At 57.1% G+C, this 16064-nt stretch carries 14 protein-coding genes; 12 read left to right on the forward strand and 2 right to left on the reverse strand.

All coding sequences use genetic code 11. The features are described from left to right. Positions 1 to 241 precede the first annotated feature (241 nt). Positions 242 to 1303 (forward strand): potassium channel protein, encoded by a 1062-nt coding sequence (locus tag VB780_RS23285; protein WP_323353574.1) that lies wholly within the window; start codon positions 242 to 244, stop codon positions 1301 to 1303. A gap of 37 nt (positions 1304 to 1340) precedes the next feature. Here VB780_RS23285 and VB780_RS23290 read toward each other — a convergent pair whose 3' ends face one another. Together VB780_RS23290 and VB780_RS23295 are read right to left on the reverse strand one after the other, a co-directional pair. Beyond that, positions 1341 to 1709 carry a Lin0512 family protein gene (locus tag VB780_RS23290; protein ID WP_323353575.1) on the reverse strand — a complete coding sequence of 123 codons (369 nt, stop codon included), beginning with the start codon at positions 1707 to 1709 and terminating at the stop codon, positions 1341 to 1343. 154 nt (positions 1710 to 1863) lie between these two features. Then, the gene (locus VB780_RS23295) at positions 1864 to 2046 is read right to left on the reverse strand and encodes a hypothetical protein (RefSeq protein WP_323353576.1); all 183 of its coding nucleotides are present in this window, start codon (positions 2044 to 2046) and stop codon (positions 1864 to 1866) included. A gap of 180 nt (positions 2047 to 2226) precedes the next feature. Here VB780_RS23295 and VB780_RS23300 point away from each other — a divergent pair, with 180 nt between their 5' ends. From VB780_RS23300 to VB780_RS23350, 11 genes are all read left to right on the forward strand, one after another. Beyond that, positions 2227 to 3858, forward strand: a complete 1632-nt coding sequence (locus VB780_RS23300) for a TIGR03032 family protein (RefSeq protein WP_323353577.1) — start codon at positions 2227 to 2229, stop codon at positions 3856 to 3858. A 259-nt stretch (positions 3859 to 4117) separates the two neighbouring features. Further along, positions 4118 to 6736 carry an Ig-like domain-containing protein gene (locus tag VB780_RS23305; protein ID WP_323353578.1) on the forward strand — a complete coding sequence of 873 codons (2619 nt, stop codon included), beginning with the start codon at positions 4118 to 4120 and terminating at the stop codon, positions 6734 to 6736. A 308-nt stretch (positions 6737 to 7044) separates the two neighbouring features. Continuing rightward, positions 7045 to 7434: a response regulator gene (locus VB780_RS23310; RefSeq protein ID WP_323353579.1), complete on the forward strand. Its 390-nt coding sequence runs from the start codon at positions 7045 to 7047 to the stop codon at positions 7432 to 7434. 144 nt (positions 7435 to 7578) lie between these two features. Next, a complete protein-coding gene (locus VB780_RS23315) occupies positions 7579 to 8073 on the forward strand; it encodes a DUF1269 domain-containing protein (protein WP_323353580.1) in 495 nt (164 codons plus the stop codon). A gap of 91 nt (positions 8074 to 8164) precedes the next feature. Next, positions 8165 to 8662 carry a hypothetical protein gene (locus tag VB780_RS23320; RefSeq protein WP_323353581.1) on the forward strand — a complete coding sequence of 166 codons (498 nt, stop codon included), beginning with the start codon at positions 8165 to 8167 and terminating at the stop codon, positions 8660 to 8662. Positions 8663 to 8717: 55 nt separating this feature from the next. After that, positions 8718 to 10190, forward strand: a complete 1473-nt coding sequence (locus VB780_RS23325; RefSeq protein ID WP_323353582.1) for a basic amino acid/polyamine antiporter — start codon at positions 8718 to 8720, stop codon at positions 10188 to 10190. Positions 10191 to 10353: 163 nt separating this feature from the next. Then, positions 10354 to 11610, forward strand: a complete 1257-nt coding sequence (gene arcA / locus VB780_RS23330) for an arginine deiminase (RefSeq protein ID WP_323353583.1) — start codon at positions 10354 to 10356, stop codon at positions 11608 to 11610. 159 nt (positions 11611 to 11769) lie between these two features. Further along, positions 11770 to 12327, forward strand: coding sequence for an LURP-one-related/scramblase family protein (locus VB780_RS23335; RefSeq protein WP_323353584.1), 558 nt, complete (start codon positions 11770 to 11772; stop codon positions 12325 to 12327). Between the two features lie 115 nt (positions 12328 to 12442). After that, positions 12443 to 13564 carry a hypothetical protein gene (locus VB780_RS23340; RefSeq protein ID WP_323353585.1) on the forward strand — a complete coding sequence of 374 codons (1122 nt, stop codon included), beginning with the start codon at positions 12443 to 12445 and terminating at the stop codon, positions 13562 to 13564. A gap of 54 nt (positions 13565 to 13618) precedes the next feature. Beyond that, on the forward strand, positions 13619 to 15091 hold the full coding sequence (gene nhaC / locus VB780_RS23345; RefSeq protein ID WP_323353586.1) for a Na+/H+ antiporter NhaC: 1473 nt from the start codon (positions 13619 to 13621) through the stop codon (positions 15089 to 15091). Between the two features lie 160 nt (positions 15092 to 15251). After that, positions 15252 to 16055: a cyanophycinase gene (locus VB780_RS23350; RefSeq protein ID WP_323353587.1), complete on the forward strand. Its 804-nt coding sequence runs from the start codon at positions 15252 to 15254 to the stop codon at positions 16053 to 16055. Positions 16056 to 16064: the final 9 nt, after the last annotated feature.

Consider the following 16064-nt stretch of genomic DNA (forward strand, 5'->3'; position numbering starts at 1 on the left):
GGCCGGAGCGATTCTCCGCCGGAGAGGCTTTGCCAACGCCCAAAGCCCTTAGGGCCGCCGCTTGCACGGCCAGCATTTTAGTAGATAGTGGATTTAGTCGAAGTCATTATGAGTTTGCTTTATAGTGTATCGCAATTTGCTATGTGCCGCACTCTTTGCGGGGCAGGCTGTCAATTACCATAGCCTTTATTTGAAAACTGATCTGATTTCTGTCGAGGCCTGAGCCCTGTCTGAGGTGTTGATGCTGAATAGCTCGTTTCGGCGGATTGTTACAGGAATTATTTTCTTTTCGCTGACGGTGGTGGCGGCGGTCATTGGCTATATGGTGGCGGGCTGGAATTTCCTCGATGCCATCTATATGGTGGTGATTACGATTTTTGGAGTGGGCTATGGCGAAGTGCAGCCGCTCAACTCGCCGCCGCTAAAGGTGTTTACGATTTTTGTGATTATTGCTGGAGCGCTGTCGGTGGCCTACACCGTGTCGGGCTTTGTGCAGATGATCACCGAAGGGGAAATTCATCGAGCCCTCAATGTGAAACGTATGACCAAAGAAATTGACAGCCTAGAAGGCCACGTGATTATCTGCGGCTTTGGCCGCATTGGCCAGCTGGTGGCCCGCAAGCTGAAGCGCGATCGCCAGCCGTTTATCATTGTCGATAGCGACCCTGAGCGAGTGACCCTGGCCCAGGAGCAGGGCTATCTAATGCACCAGGGCAACGCCACCGATGAAACCGCCCTGGAGGCTGCGGGCATTCATCGCGCCAAGTCGCTGGCCACGGTGCTGCCCAACGACGCCGCCAATGTGTTTATTACCCTGACGGCGCGGGAAATGAACCCGGCCCTGATGATTTTGGCCCGGGGCGAAATGCCCTCCACCGAGAAAAAGCTGCGGCTGGCGGGGGCCAACCACGTGGTGCTGCCCGCCAGCATTAGCGCCCTGCGGATGGCCCACCTGATCAGCCATCCCTCAGCGGTAGACTTTTTATCGCAGACCGACGGCCAGCACGGGCTGAACGAGTTTTTGGCCGAGCTAGACATTCAGCTCAACGAGCTGGTGGTTGATGCTGCTTCGCCGCTGATTGGCGGCACCATTGGCGACATTGAGGTCAAGGGCCAGGGCACGTTTATTACTGTGGCCCTGCGTCGGGCCGACGGCGAAGTGATCATTCACCCCAGCCGGGCCACCTATCTGGCCCTGGGTGACTCGATTATTTTGATGGGGCACCAGGGGGATATGCCCAACTTTGCCCAGCAGAGCGCAATCAAGAAGGAGATGCGCTACCGGGGGGCGCGGTTGAGGTAGGGCGATTTTGAACTCCTGAATCCAAAATCCAAAATCGCTAGCCTTGGTCGGGAATTGATACGGTAACGGCAGCGATCGCCACATACATATCGTCATTCTTATCGTCTAGTTCAGGGATAGCGCGCCCGGCTACCACCATGCCGCCCTCCTTCAGCACCAGAGTCTTTTGGCCAAAGGGCAGCACGGCCAGCACCTCCTCCTGGCGCACCTGGTCGGGAAAGGGAACGGCGACCTGCACTTCGACCAGCATCTCGTTGGGGTGACTGAGCCCGGCAACTTCCCAGACACCGGGGAGGGCGTTGTGGGCGATCGCATTGCGCACTGCCCGGGCCGCCGCCACGGTGGGATCCTGGCCGTGCTGATCGACGCCCATTCCCATCTCAATAATCAGTCGCTTGGGGGCCACAGCGCATCCTCAGTTATGAATATCATCCTTGATTCTAGGGGTAAGTGCCTTGGTGGGCGAATATCAGTGCTGAAAGACGATTTTTAGCTTTTAAGGGTTAGGAATAGTGGTGATCGTCCGTATCTGGTCTTAAAGATTGTATAAAGTAAAATTGCTAGGCCTTGATAGCATCCGTGAAACCATCTAATTTACTTTCAATAAAAGTAGCAAGGCTCACCCTTAGGAGGCTGTCTTTCATTTGGATTTTAGGTGCGCAAGGCATGATCAGTCTGCCCTGATTCATTTTGTTTGAGCAGCCATAGCCTAGCTTTAATATGTTGGCAATTGTTGCCAGCACAATTTTTAATCTCCTTCTATAGCAAATTAGCGCGGCGCTCGTCGCGCTAATTTGCCATGGACAATTTGACATTTTGACCGGGTTCAACTGCATCTGGTTTTGTTGAACATGCCTAGTCACAAAGTTCGTTTCGTTCGCTTTACACGGCTAAAACCTTAACTTTCTCAACCTAATCTCAAAATGGCGTCATTAGAACTCACGGCGTCTCCTGACTTAGCTGCCTGGCTGCGGGAGCAATCGCTCAGCGTTGCTTTTACCACCTACCAAACCAACCGCCTGTTTTTTGTGGGCACTACCCCAGACAATCGGTTGGCATTGCACGAACGGCTATTCGATAAACCCATGGGGCTCTACGCCCAGGGCGATCGCCTTTACATGAGCACCCGCTACCAGCTTTGGCAGTTTGAAAATTGCCTTGAGCCAGGCACTCAACATCTTGGGGCAGATCGGCTTTACGTTCCCAGGCTGGCTTATACGACGGGTGACCTGAATATTCACGATGTCGTGCTTACTCACCGGTCTGCTGAGCAACCGGGGGCAGAACACCCAGACATTTTGTTTGTCAATACAGACTTTAGCTGCCTCGCCACTCTCAAACCCGGCTATAGCTTTTCCCCCGTCTGGCAGCCGCCCTTTATTTCTAAGCTGGTTGCCGAAGACCGTTGTCATCTCAACGGTTTAGCCATAAGGGAAGGCCAACCCGCCTATGTCACAGCCTGTAGCGCTACCAACACCGCCGCAGGCTGGCGTGACCAGCGGGTGAATGGCGGGGTGGTGATTCATGTGCCCAGTAGTGAGATTGTGGCAACGGGGTTATCTATGCCGCATTCGCCCCGATGGTATGGGGGCAAGCTGTGGCTGCTCAACTCCGGGACAGGTGAGTTGGGCTATCTCGACGGGCACGAATTTGTGCCGATCGCCTTTTGCCCTGGTTTTGTGCGCGGTCTAGCGTTTTTTGAACAGTACGCATTCGTCGGCTTGTCGAAGCTGCGATCGCGCACCTTTAGCGGACTGCTGCTCGAAGAACGCCTCGCCAAAGAGGGCAGAGAACCGCAGTGTGGTCTGATGGTGATCGACCTGACCACAAGTGAAACCGTTCACTGGCTGCACCTCGACGGGGTGGTCGAAGAACTGTTTGATGTGGTGATGCTGCCCGGTGTGCTTCAGCCCAAAGCATTGGGCCTTCAGAGCGAAGACATTCAGCGACTGGTGACCTTTCCAGGTTCCAACGGCATTGTCACCACCAAGCCCACGGTCAAACGTCCCAGCCAAGGCGCGATCGCGCCAGTTCCCGGTTTGCCCAAGGAAGCCTGGGAGGCGCCGCAACCTGCGCCCCCTCTGCCACAGCTGCTTTCCTCCCCCACGCCCCTTGCCGTCAAGTTTCAGCGGGTCTTTCACCTCAACCCTGAAAACCTGGCGAACTACGATGCCTTTACTTTTCCTAGCTTGCAAAGGCGCTGGGGCTCTCAGCCGCAGCGCGGTGAGCTGGTGGGCATCTCTGCCGCCATCAATAGCGAGATGGTAGGAATGGCGATCGCCGAATGCTTGCCCGATCAGCGAGCCGAGCTGCTGTCGCTGTTTGTGGCACCCGCCTGTCGGCAACAGGGCATTGGCAAGCGGTTGGTCAGCCACCTGGAGCAAAGCCTGGTGGGGCAGGGCTGCGTTGAGGTGGAGTTGACCTATGCCGTGACACCCCTCACCAGTGCGGCGTTAGAGCCGTTGCTGCATCAGCACCAGTGGTCGCTACCGGAGGCTGTGGATGGAGTCAGTGCGTCGCGGCGATCGCTCAAAGTTTTGAATCATCGCCAGTGACCGTGCGTGAGGCGCGCCATTTCAAATCACATCATTTCAAATCATGTCGTACCGAGGTTAAACCATGATCTGTCGAGATCAAAACACAACGTTTTGCCCACAAAACACAAACCATCGGCGTGGCTCGGGTTAAGTCACTTCGGTGGGCAAAACCAGCCCTGCCTCTGACCCTGTGCAATCTGAGGTGAGGGAACCCGTTACAGCACAGCTCCAGGGTATTTTCTCAACTGCTCTTTATAACTTCACCCAAAAAATAACTATGGCAACACCTAGTTTCAACGCCCCGATCGCCAATCCCTTTGGCTTGAGAAATATTATTGATATCCTTCCCGATCCTCGCAATGCCTATTTCAGCGATCCGGTCTTTGCCGATATTGATGGCGATAGCGACCTCGATCTCTTTGTCGGCTACACCATCAACAGCATTCCCGCTGGTGTGTTTTTCTTCCGTAACGACGGCACGGCGACAGCCCCCAGCTTTGCGGCTCCCGTCAACAACCCCTTTGGGCTAGTCGATGTCACAACACCGGGTAGGTTCAGGACTTATGCCAGTCCCACCTTTGCTGACATTGACGGCGATGGCGACCTCGATCTCTTTGTTGGAGACTATTACGGTGGCACGACGTTTTTTCAAAACATAGGCACGAGTACAGCGCCTAGCTTTGCCGCTCCCGTCCTCAACCCTTTTGGGCTGAGCAGTGTCGGGGATTGGAACAAGTCCACCTTTGCCGATATTGATGGTGATGGCGATTTCGATGCCTTCATCGGAGACAGTGCTGGCAACACGCTGTACTTCCAGAACACGGGCACCAGGACAGCGCCTAGCTTTGCCGCTCCTGTCACCAACCCCTTCGGGCTGAGCGATCTTACTGCCTCGGTTGATTACGCCGCTCCGACCTTGGCCGATGTGGATGGTGATGGCGACCTCGATGCCTTTATCGGAGAAGATGATGGCAACACGTTTTTCTTCCAGAACACAGGCACGAGGACAGCGCCCAGCTTTGCCGCTCCCGTCGCCAACCCCTTTGGGTTGAGCGATGTCGGGTTTTGGAGCACTCCCACCTTTGCCGATCTTGATAACGATGGCGACCTCGATGCCTTCATCGGAGACCTTCTCGGCGATACCAGATTCTTCGAGAACACGGCGAACGACCCCAGCCTTAGCGTCGCGGCTGGCAACAATGCGGTTGAACCCAGTACACCGGGTAGCTTCACCCTCACCCTCAGCAAAGCGGCTCCAGCTGGTGGTCTCACCGTTGCCTACAATCTGGGCGGCACTGCCACCAATGGGACTGACTACACCAACCTTCCTGGCACGGTCACCTTTGCAGCAGGAGCGACCACTGCCACTGTCACGGTTGCCCCGATCGCTGACAATCTGGCAGAAGGCAGCGAAACAGTAATTCTCACGCTGGTCGATCAATTGGGTTACACCTTGGGTGCAAACACCACTGCCACGATTACCCTGGCTGACCCTCCCAATCAACCGCCAGTTGCCACCAACGACACCGCCACCACCGACGAAGACACCGCCGTCACGATTAACGTCCTGGCTAACGATACCGACCCAGATGGCAACCCCCGCAGCCTCACCAGCTTCACCAACCCCACCAACGGCACCGTCACCCGCGACGACAACGGTACCCCGACCAACTTGACCGATGACCAGTTGATCTACACACCCAATGCCAACTACAACGGCAGCGACAGCTTTACCTACAGCATCAGCGATGGCAATGGCGGCACGGCAACCGCTACCGTCAACCTAACGGTCAACAGCGTCAACGATGCCGCCAGCATCAGCGGCACGGCAACCGGGGCCGTCACTGAAGACCTGAATGTGGTCAGCGGCAACCTCAGCGCTACGGGTAGCCTTACCGTTGCGGATGTGGATACCGGAGAGAGCAAATTCAAAACCACCGTTGCCTCCGCCAATGGCAACCTGGGCAGCCTCAGCATTACCGAAGCCGGAGCCTGGAGCTATAGCGTCGCTAACAGTGCGGTGCAATCGCTCGGTGCTATGGCGACCAAGACCGAAACCTTTACCGTCACCTCATTCGATGGCACCGATACGCAGGACATCACCGTTACGATTAATGGCGTCAATGATGCCCCTGTAGCGGGCGCAGACTCTCTGGTTGCCACCCAGGGCACCCCGCTAACGATTTCGGTGGCTAGCCTATTGGCAAACGACAGCGATATTGACCAAGGCGATGTGTTGTCCATTACCGGGGTGAGCAATCCAGCAGGTGGCAGCGTTGTGCTCAATAACAACGGCACCCCTGCCAACGCTGCCGATGATTTCATCACGTTTAACCCGACGGGCAGTGGCAATGGCAGTTTTAGCTACACCCTGAGCGATGGCAAAGGCGGCACCACACCCGGCGCAGTCAACCTGTTAATCGGCTCTCGACAAACAGGCGGCAACGGCAAAGACACCCTCACCGGCAACAACGGCCCCGACATCCTCGACGGCGGCAATGGTCCAGACGTGCTGGTCGGTGGTGGGGGTGGCGATGTGTTAACTGGCGGCAATGGGCCAGATACGTTCCGCTATCTCACCCTGGGCGATTCGTTGCTCGCTAACTTCGATCGCATCACCGATCTGCAAATTGGCACCGATGTCATCGATGGCCCTACTACCGTCAGCGCCGCCAATGTCGCCGAACTGGGAGCCGTGAATGCCCTAACACAGGCGGGCATTGGGGCTGTGCTGACCAACGGCAGCTTTGGGGCTAACCGGGCCGCCACCTTTAGCCTCGGCTCTCGTACCTTTGTTGCCCTTAACGATGGTACCGCCGGGTTCCAATCTGCCAGCGACGGGGTGATTGAGATTACCGGGTTCAGCGGTAGCTTGGCCAATTTGGCGATCGCCTAGCGCTCTGCTCAATAGAGAATCAGATAATTAGAGACCTATAGTTTGCCTCTATCCCAGCCCCAGCGGTAGACAGCTCCTTGAGAGTGCGTCTACCGCTGGGGTTGCCGCTTTTGGGCGGTATGGCTGGTGAGGGAGCGTCGCCCCGCAATCTAAATGAGATGAGTTGTAGATTATCTGTTTGCTCCTATAACTTTCCTATAGGATTCTTTTACTCTAAGCCTTAAGTCATCTCGCTTTGCCTATGCTTGGAAGATAGACCAATTCCAAGCATAGGGCGTTCCTTCTCAGGGAATATAAAGGGGCTAAATATGCCCAGTCATTCAATCCTTTTGATTGAGAACGAAGCTGGTCTTCGAGATGTTTTAGGCGACTGCCTAAGTGAGCTTGGGGATTGGGAGGTTAGGCTTTCGGAATCTATTCAAGAAGGCATTAAACTATGCGAAGAGAAGCGTCCAGATGTCATTTTGATTGATGCATCTACCCCTGAAAACGATGCTTTACTGCTTGTTGAGCAGCTAAAGCGATATTCTGTAAGCGAGTCAGTGCCTATACTTTTAATTAGCGATCGGGCCAACTGGTTCACGCTAAAAGAGTTTCGCCAGATGGGTTTTTCTGGCGCGATTAGCAAGCCTTTTAATCCATCTACGTTGTCGTCACAGGTATCTCGACTGATGAGTTTAAATAAGTCTGCTGACTGACTGTTTAATTTATCGCTTTGTAGCGTCAAGCCTACTCCCTAGCCTAGCAGGTGCGCTATGGTGTTTTGGCTCAGGAGAATGGGCTGAAATGCCGCTCCTGAAATTTCGTTATGAACTGAAGAAAAGAACTAACAGGAGAACATTATGTCTACGTTAACGGTTTGGAAATTTAATACCCCCGAGGGGGCCGAAAAGGCGCTGGCTAAGCTGGGAGACCTGCAAAAGCAGGAGATCGTCAAAGTGCTAGATGCGGCGATCGTCACCTGGCCCGTGGGGCGTAAAAAGCCCAAGACTAACCAGGCCGTGAGCACCGTCGGAGTCGGTGCTCTGGGTGGGGCCTTTTGGGGCATGCTGTTTGGCCTGATTTTCTTGGTGCCGCTGTTTGGCCTGATTGTGGGTGCCACTGCCGGTGCCCTATCGGGCAAATTTACCGACTACGGTATCAACGACGACTTCATCAAAGATCTGCGATCCAAAGTGACCGAAGGTACCTCGGCGCTGTTTTTGCTCACCGGCCAGGTGACGGTGGACAAGGTCAGCGAAGCCTTTGCCCCTGAGGAGGTGGGCGAGTTGATTCAGTCAAACCTCTCAGCGGAGCAAGAGGCCAAGCTGCGCGAAGACTTCGGCGCTGAGCTGTAAGCCATCCCAGCAGCAGGGTGCGTCATCGCTTGGCATGACGCACCGAATCCCCTCATGCTCTTCCAACTTTTCAGTGATGCAGTAGCACTAAATGTTTAAGAAACCCAATTCACGCATCGGGCTAGGGGTGGCAATTTTGCCCCTCGCCATTGCTCTAATTGCCCCAGGGGCAACCCAGGCCCAAATTCCCAATCGGCCTGCCCCAGCCAATTTGGCCCAGGGGCGAGGGGTGGCGCAGGGAGCCTCCTTTAACCGAGGCCGCAATGCCAATGTGACGCTCAACCTCGATGGCGAAAACTTTGGCCTAGAGCTGACGGAGATTTTGCCGTCCAATGTGCGCGGTCAGTCGCCAGCGCGGGTGCAGTATCGCGGGGCCATTACCCGGCGCACCGATGACCCGGCCAGTGCCAACAGCTTTAGTCTGTTTACGCGGGTACGAAGCTTTGATTCTTCGGCGAACCTGCGGATTATTACCAACACCACTGGCACCTGCCGAATTGAGGTGTTTGACGCGCGGGTGATCTCCAGCGATTGCAGCACGATCGCCGACAACAGCAAGACCGAGTTTCTAGGGCTAGAGCAGTTTTAGTCAGTAGCCCCTAGCCCGTTAGCAGCACCCCGATTTAGGTACGCAGGAGATAAGTATGACCTCAGATCAGGACTTTGGAACTGCTATAGACCCTAGCTATGGCACTGAAACTGAGAAGCAAACGCTGTCGGTTTGGGCGCTGACGGCCCTGGTAGTTGGCTCAATGGTGGGGGCGGGTATTTTTACTTTGCCCTCCGCTTTTGGTCGAGCGACCGGGGTAGTGGGCGGGCTGATTGCCTGGGCGATCGCCGGGGTCGGCATGCTGATGCTGGCCTTTGTGTTTCAAAACCTGGCCCAGCGCAAGCCCGAGCTAGATTCGGGGGTGTTTATCTACGCCAAGGCGGGCTTTGGCAACTACATCGGCTTTTTGGCGGCCCTGGCCTTTTGGGCCAGCACCTGCGTCGGCAACGTGTCGTATTTTGTGTTGATCAAGTCCACCCTGGGCACGTTTTTCCCGGTGTTTGGCGACGGCAACACGGTGCAGGCGGTGGCGGTGTCGTCGGTGATTATCTGGCTGTTTCACTTCATGATTTTGCGTGGGGTGCAGCAGGCCACCGGGCTCAACACCATTGTCACGATCGCCAAGATTGTGCCGATTTTGGTGTTTCTCTTTATTCTGCTGTTTGCCTTTAACCCCGAGGTGTTTATGGCCAATCTGCTAGGGGGCGAGGGCTACTCAGAACCCCTCTGGCAGCAGGTGCGCAACACCATGCTGGTCACGGTGTTTGTGTTTATCGGCATTGAGGGGGCCAGCATTTACTCTCGCTATGCCGAAAAGCGATCGGATGTGGGGGTGGCCACGGTGCTGGGTTTTGTCGGTGTGCTGTGCCTGCTGATTTTGGTGACGATGCTGCCCTTTGGCCTGCTGCCTCGGGCGGAGCTGGCGGAGCTGCGCAACCCGTCGATGGCGGGGGCGCTGGAAGTCGTGGTGGGGCGCTGGGGCAATATTTTTGTCAGCATCGGCCTGATTATCTCGGTGCTGGGGGCGTATTTGGCCTGGACGCTGTTTGCGGCGGAAGTGCCGTTTATGGCCGCCAAAAACAACCTGATGCCCAACTTTTTGAACCATGAGAATGCTCAGAAGGTGCCGTCTAGGTCGCTCTGGATGACCAACATTGTGGTGCAGAGCTTTTTGATCGTTACGCTGTTTGCCCAAAACGCCTTTACCCTCGCGCTGGAACTCACCAGCGCCATGTCTTTGATTCCCTATCTGCTGGTGGCGGCCTTTGCGCTCAAGCTAGCCCTTACCCGCGAAACCTACGAAACCGAACCCAGTGGCCGCAACCGCGAACTAGTGATCAGCATTGTGGCCGTGCTGTATTCCATTTTGATGCTGGTGGCCGGGGGGCTCGAAAAACTGCTGCTGGCGGCGTTGATTTTGGTGCCGGGGACGGTGCTGTTCTTTTTGTCGCGGCGGGAGCAGGGGCTGCGGGTGTTTGGCTTTTGGGAACTGGTGCTGTTTACGGTGACGGCGATCGCGGCGATTACTGCTCTGGTAGGGCTGATCTCCGGACAAATCTCGATTTAGTTCAAAATTCAAAGTTCAAAATTCAAAGTTCAAAATTTTGCCTTTTGCCTTTTGCCTTTTGCCTTTTGCCTTTTGCCTTTTGCCTTTTGCCTTTTGCCTTTTGCCTTTTGCCTTTTGCCTTTTGAACTTTGAAGTTCCCCTTCCCCTCTCAACGGAGCTATTTATGACAACAACCTCTACCCCAACCTACGGCGTCCACTCCGAAGTGGGCAAGCTGCGCAAGGTAATGGTCTGCTCGCCCGGACTGGCCCACTCGCGCCTCACCCCCAGCAACAACGACGACCTGCTGTTTGACGACGTGCTGTGGGTGGAAATGGCCAAGCGCGACCACGCCGACTTTGTGCTGAAGATGCGATCGCGCGGCATTGACGTAATCGAAATGCACGAGATCCTGGCCGAAACCGTCGCCATCCCCGCAGCCAAAAAGTGGATTCTCGACCAGCAGATTGTGCCCAACGAGGTGGGTTTGGGTTTGGTGGATGACGTGCGGGCCTTCCTCGATGAGCTGCCCCCGGCCAAGCTGGCCGAATACCTGATCGGCGGTTTGGCGGTCTACGACATGCCCCTCGACTTTGGCAGCGAGCTGCTCAAGCTGGCCCAGGATAACGATGGCTACGCGGGCTACCTGCTGCCCCCCCTGCCCAACACCCTCTACACCCGCGACACCACCTGCTGGATCTACGGTGGCGTTACTCTCAATCCGCTCTACTGGCCCGCCCGCCACGAAGAGACGGTGCTGACCACCTCGATCTATAAGTTTCACCCCAGCTTTGTAGATGCCGACTTTCAAATCTGGTGGGGCGACCCCACCGAGCACCACGGCACTGCCACCTTTGAGGGCGGCGATGTGATGCCCATTGGCAAGGGCATTGTGCTGGTGGGCATGAGCGAGCGTACCTCCTACCAGGCGATTACTCAGGTGGCGCAGAACCTATTTGCCAAGGGTGGGGCCGAGCGGGTGATTGTGGCGGGCATGCCCAAACTGCGATCGGCCATGCACTTGGATACGGTGTTTACGTTCTGCGATCGCGACCTAGTCACCCTGTTCCCGCCAATTATGGATCAGGTGGTGCCCTTCTCGATCTACCCCAGCGATAAGGCCCCTGGCTACGAGATTGTCAAAGAATCCAAAACCTTTGTCGAAGTGGTCGCCGACGCCCTGGGCCTGAAGAAAATCCGCGTGGTAGAAACCGGCGGCAACGCCTACCAGGAGCAACGCCAGCAGTGGGACAGCGGCAACAACGCTGTATGTCTGGAGCCGGGGGTGGTGGTGATGTACGACCGCAACACCGTCACCAACACCGCCCTGCGCAAAGAAGGCGTCGAGGTCGTCACCATCGTCGGGGCCGAGCTGGGGCGCGGGCGCGGCGGCGGCCACTGCATGACCTGCCCCATCATCCGTGACGCCGTCGACTTCTAGGCATAGCCTTTCATCGTAGGGTGGGCACTGCCCACCATCAACCCTTATCTACCAACGGTTCAACTCGCCCTGCCTCTGGTCAAGGCCGTGTTTGCCAAATCTCCTACGCCGACCCTCAGTTTAATGGTGGGCAGTGCCCACCCTACCTAAGGAAACCAAATGTTCAACCAAGATCGACCTAGCCGCCGCGAGCAGCGTAAAGAGGAACGGGAGGTATTTGGCCGCCGGGGCACGGCCACCCAGTACCGCCTGCGGGAAAGCCTGTTTTCCCTTGGCGATGACTTTTGGATTGAAGATGGCGAGGGCAAGCGAGCCTTTAAGGTGGACGGCAAGCTGCTGCGGATTCGCAACACCCTCTTCTTTGAAGACATGCAGGGCAACCGGGTGTGCAAAATCCAAGAAAAGCTGCTCACCATCAAAGACACCATGACCATCGAAGGGGCCAACGATGAGCCCCTGGCCACGGTGAAGAAGGCGCTGATTTCGCCCCTGCGCGATCGCTGGACGGTCAAAGTCGGCGACGGCCCCGACCTGGCCGTGCGGGGCAACGTGCTCGACTACGAATACACCATCGGCGAAGAGGGGCGCAAAGTGGCCGAAGTCTCTAAACGCTGGTTTCGCATCGCCAATACCTACGGCGTGCAGATTGAGCTTTCGCAGAACGACATTTTGATTCTGGCCGTCACCGTCGCCCTCGATCGTATGGCCCATCCCTAAGCCTAACTGCCAACATTCCCGTAGGGTAGGCATTGCCCACACCCCCCCAAAGCCAGCCCCCAGACCCAACCGTGAAATTGCCCACCGAGGCGATCGCCACTCCGCAAGTTTAACGGTGGGCATTGCCCACCCTACCGCTCAACACCACAGGATTGCCGCCATGATTACCCGCCACGACCTTAAGGAGCTGCAAGCCCTCACCAAGGTGCCCGCCCTGTCGATCTTGCTGCCCACCCACCGCACCTCCCCCGACAATAAGCAGGACCCGATCGGAGTCAAAAACCTGGTTAAAGAAGCCAGCGATCGCCTCTCCGAAGAATTCTCTACCCGCGAGCTAGAGCCGCTGCTGAAGAATCTGGACGCGCTGGTGGAGGACATCGACTACGCCTACGCCCTCGACGGTCTGGCTCTGTTTGTCGCCCACGACTTTGCCAAAAAGTTCTACCTGCCCTTCACCGTGCCCAAGCGGGTGATTATCGACCAGAGCTTCGCCACCCGCGACCTGGTCTACGGGCTGCACCGCGCCCAGCGCTACTGGGTGTTTTTGCTCAGCCAAAACGCCAGCCGTCTGCTGGCGGGCACCGGCGAAACCCTCGAAGAGGTCAACAACACCGACTTTCCGCTGCAAATGGAAGGCCCTGGAGCCACCACCGCCTTGCCCGACCTGGCCGACTCGGCCTACATCGACGATCGCCATCGCCGCTTCTTTCAGTCGGTCGATCGCGCCTTTACCGCCTACGCCGCAGACGACTCGCTGCCGATTATCGTCGGCGGGGTAATTCGCCAGATCTCCTTCTTTCAAGAAGTGTCGCAGTACCAGTCTCAGATTGCGGGCACCATCACCGGCAACTTTGACAGCGCCACCGAGGCCGATCTGATGCCCCAGATATGGCCCATTGTGCAGCAGGTGCGCGCCCAGCAGCGGGCCGACGCCCTGGCCGCCCTCGACACCGCCATGGGCGAGAAAAAAGTGGCCTCTGCCCTAGGGGAAATCTGGCAGTTGGCCAACGAAGGGCGCGGCCAACTGCTGCTGGTCGAAAACGGCTACCACATTCCCGCCGTGGTCGATGAAAAAGGCGGTCTTCAGGTCGTCGAGGAAAAGGGCGGCACCGAGGTAATGGATGATGCGATCGACGAAATCATCGAAGCCGTTCTCGCCAAGGGCGGCGAGGTGATGCTGATGGACGACGGTGCCCTGGCCGACTACGATCGCGTTGCCCTAACGCTGCGCTACTAAATCGAGGGGGCAATAGAGACCGCTAAGGCCCCACCGCTCACCTAGGAGGCACCCATGGCTCAGTCCCCGCCGGTACCGCGATCGCCTACGTTTCTAGACGCCATTATTCCCCTGCTCGTGCTGGTGGTGCTGATTGGCAGTGCCGTGCTGCTGTTTGGACTAGATGCGATCGATGGCCCGGTGCAGGTCGCTCTCATGCTCAGCGCCATGGTGGCCTCGCTGGTCATTCTCAAAAATGGCCATCCCTGGGCCGAGATTAGCGCTGCCGGGGGCAGGGCCGTCTCCTCCATTGTCAGCGCTATTTTTATTCTGCTGGCGGTGGGGGCGCTAATCGGCACCTGGAACATGGCGGGCACCATTCCCACCCTGGTCTACTACGGTATTCAGATCCTGGAACCCAACTGGTTTTACCTGGCCTCAGCGGTGATCTGCGGCATCGTCTCCGTTGCGATCGGCAGCTCTTGGACCACCGTAGGCACCATTGGCGTCGGGCTGGTGGGCATCGCCTCCCTGCTGGGGGTCTCCCCGGTAGTCACCGCCGGAGCCGTCATTTCAGGCTCCTACTTTGGTGACAAAACTTCTCCCCTCTCAGAGACCACCGTGCTCAGCGCCCAACTGGTGGGGGTCGATATCTACACCCACATTCGCGCCCAGCTGTGGACCTCTGGGCCAGCCTTTGTCATCGCCCTGATTGTGTTTGCCATTTTGGGCAGTCAAACCGAAGTCACCGCCGGGGTCGAAACCGCCACCGACCTCACCCAGCTCAACCAGCTGTTTTGGATTACGCCCCTGGCCCTGATTCCCCTATTTGTGCTGGGCTTTCTCTCCTACCGCAAGGTGCCCGCTTCCCTGGCGATTATGGTGGCGGCCCTGGTGGGCGGGGGCACGGCGGTAATGCTCCAGCCCCAGGCGATCATCCGGTTTGTCAACGAGCCCGAAACCGCCGCTCCCCTGGTGTTTGTCAAAGGCATTTGGCTGGCCATGGCCAACGGCTTTGAAGAAAACTCCGGCATTGCCGACGTCGATCGCCTACTGTCTCGGGGCGGCATGGACAGCATGCTCTACACCCTCTGGATTATCATTGGCGCGGTCACCTTTGGCACCCTGATGGAAGAGTTTGGCCTGCTGGCCAAGCTGATCAACCCGGTGCTGCTGCGGGCCAAAACCACCGGGCGGCTGTTTTTTACCATCGTCGCCACGGCCATTGGGCTGAATATTTTTGCCGGCGATCAGTACATTGCCCTGGTGCTGCCCGCCCGCATGTTTCGGGTCGAGTTTGAAAAGCGGGGTTTGCAGCCCCAAAACCTGTCGCGGGTCGCCGCCGATGCCGGTACCGTCACCTCGGCCCTGATTCCCTGGAACTCCTGCGGAGCCTTTATGTCGGTCACCCTGGGCGTGTCCACCTTTCTCTACCTGCCCTACGCCATCTTCAATATCGCCAGCCCGCTGCTCTCGCTGGCCTACGGTATTACCGGCTTCAAAATTGCCAAGCTGCCCCCCGCCACCGACCTGATGGAGGAGGTTTAGCCAATCCCCTGCCACCCAGGCAAGCCCGGCCCACCCACCCGTGCCCCCAAGACTCAGCCGATGGATATAGCACAACTGGCTCGTCAATCTGGGATGCTGGAATTCTGTAGCAACAGATACCCCAAAAATCCCTTTATAGACACCTCAAGGAGTCATCACTATGGGTACCGATCAACAACCCGGCGCGCTGGTTATTATTGGCGGCGCAGAAGATAAGGAAGGCGACTGCACCGTACTGCGCGAATTTGTCCGCGCTGCCGGGGGCGTCAACGCCCGGATTGCCGTTATGACCGCCGCCACCAGCCTGCCTGGCGAAGTCGGCGACCAATATATTCGTGTGTTTGAGCGCATCGGGGCCGAGTCGGTAGAAATCGTCAACACCGAGCGCCGCGAAGACTCTGAGCGGGAAGACGGCATTCGCAAAGTGTCAGAGGCCACCGGCATTTTCTTCACCGGGGGCGACCAGTCACGGATTGTTGACTTTATTAAGGACACGCCCCTAGACGAGGCCATTCAACGGCGCTACCGAGAAGGGGCGGTGATTGGCGGCACCAGCGCCGGAGCCGCTATGATGCCCGATGAGATGATTGTGGGCGGTACGTCAGTGTCTAACCCCAGCGTCGATGCGGTTGAGATGGGGCCGGGCATGGGCTTTTTGCCGGGCATTGTGGTCGATCAGCACTTTGCCCAGCGGGGTCGCCTAGGTCGTCTGCTGGCCGCCCTGGTGCTGCAACCGGCGGTGCTGGGCCTGGGCATTGACGAAGACACGGGCATTATTGTGGAGGGCGACGAGTTTACCGTGATTGGTCGGGGAGCCGTTACGGTGGTGGATGAAACCAGCGCCACCCACAATAACTTGGAAGGTCTGCTCCACGATGAGCCGATCGCGCTGTGTGGTGTTAAGCTGCACATTTTACCCCAGGGCTATCGGTTTAATCTAAAGACCCACCAGCCACTGGTGTAAGCCGCGATC

Origin of the sequence: Leptolyngbya sp. CCNP1308 (genome assembly GCF_034932455.1) — a bacterium.
Taxonomy (GTDB): domain Bacteria; phylum Cyanobacteriota; class Cyanobacteriia; order Phormidesmidales; family Phormidesmidaceae; genus Nodosilinea.

Bases quoted from the DNA above. Each gene is read 5' to 3' on its own strand.
- VB780_RS23285 (WP_323353574.1), top strand. From the start codon at position 242: ATGCTGAATAGCTCGTTTCGGCGGATTGTTACAGGAATTATTTTCTTT.
- VB780_RS23300 (WP_323353577.1), top strand. From the start codon at position 2,227: ATGGCGTCATTAGAACTCACGGCGTCTCCTGACTTAGCTGCCTGGCTG.
- VB780_RS23305 (WP_323353578.1), top strand. From the start codon at position 4,118: ATGGCAACACCTAGTTTCAACGCCCCGATCGCCAATCCCTTTGGCTTG.
- VB780_RS23310 (WP_323353579.1), top strand. From the start codon at position 7,045: ATGCCCAGTCATTCAATCCTTTTGATTGAGAACGAAGCTGGTCTTCGA.
- VB780_RS23315 (WP_323353580.1), top strand. From the start codon at position 7,579: ATGTCTACGTTAACGGTTTGGAAATTTAATACCCCCGAGGGGGCCGAA.
- VB780_RS23320 (WP_323353581.1), top strand. From the start codon at position 8,165: ATGTTTAAGAAACCCAATTCACGCATCGGGCTAGGGGTGGCAATTTTG.
- VB780_RS23325 (WP_323353582.1), top strand. From the start codon at position 8,718: ATGACCTCAGATCAGGACTTTGGAACTGCTATAGACCCTAGCTATGGC.
- arcA (WP_323353583.1), top strand. From the start codon at position 10,354: ATGACAACAACCTCTACCCCAACCTACGGCGTCCACTCCGAAGTGGGC.
- VB780_RS23335 (WP_323353584.1), top strand. From the start codon at position 11,770: ATGTTCAACCAAGATCGACCTAGCCGCCGCGAGCAGCGTAAAGAGGAA.
- nhaC (WP_323353586.1), top strand. From the start codon at position 13,619: ATGGCTCAGTCCCCGCCGGTACCGCGATCGCCTACGTTTCTAGACGCC.
- VB780_RS23350 (WP_323353587.1), top strand. From the start codon at position 15,252: ATGGGTACCGATCAACAACCCGGCGCGCTGGTTATTATTGGCGGCGCA.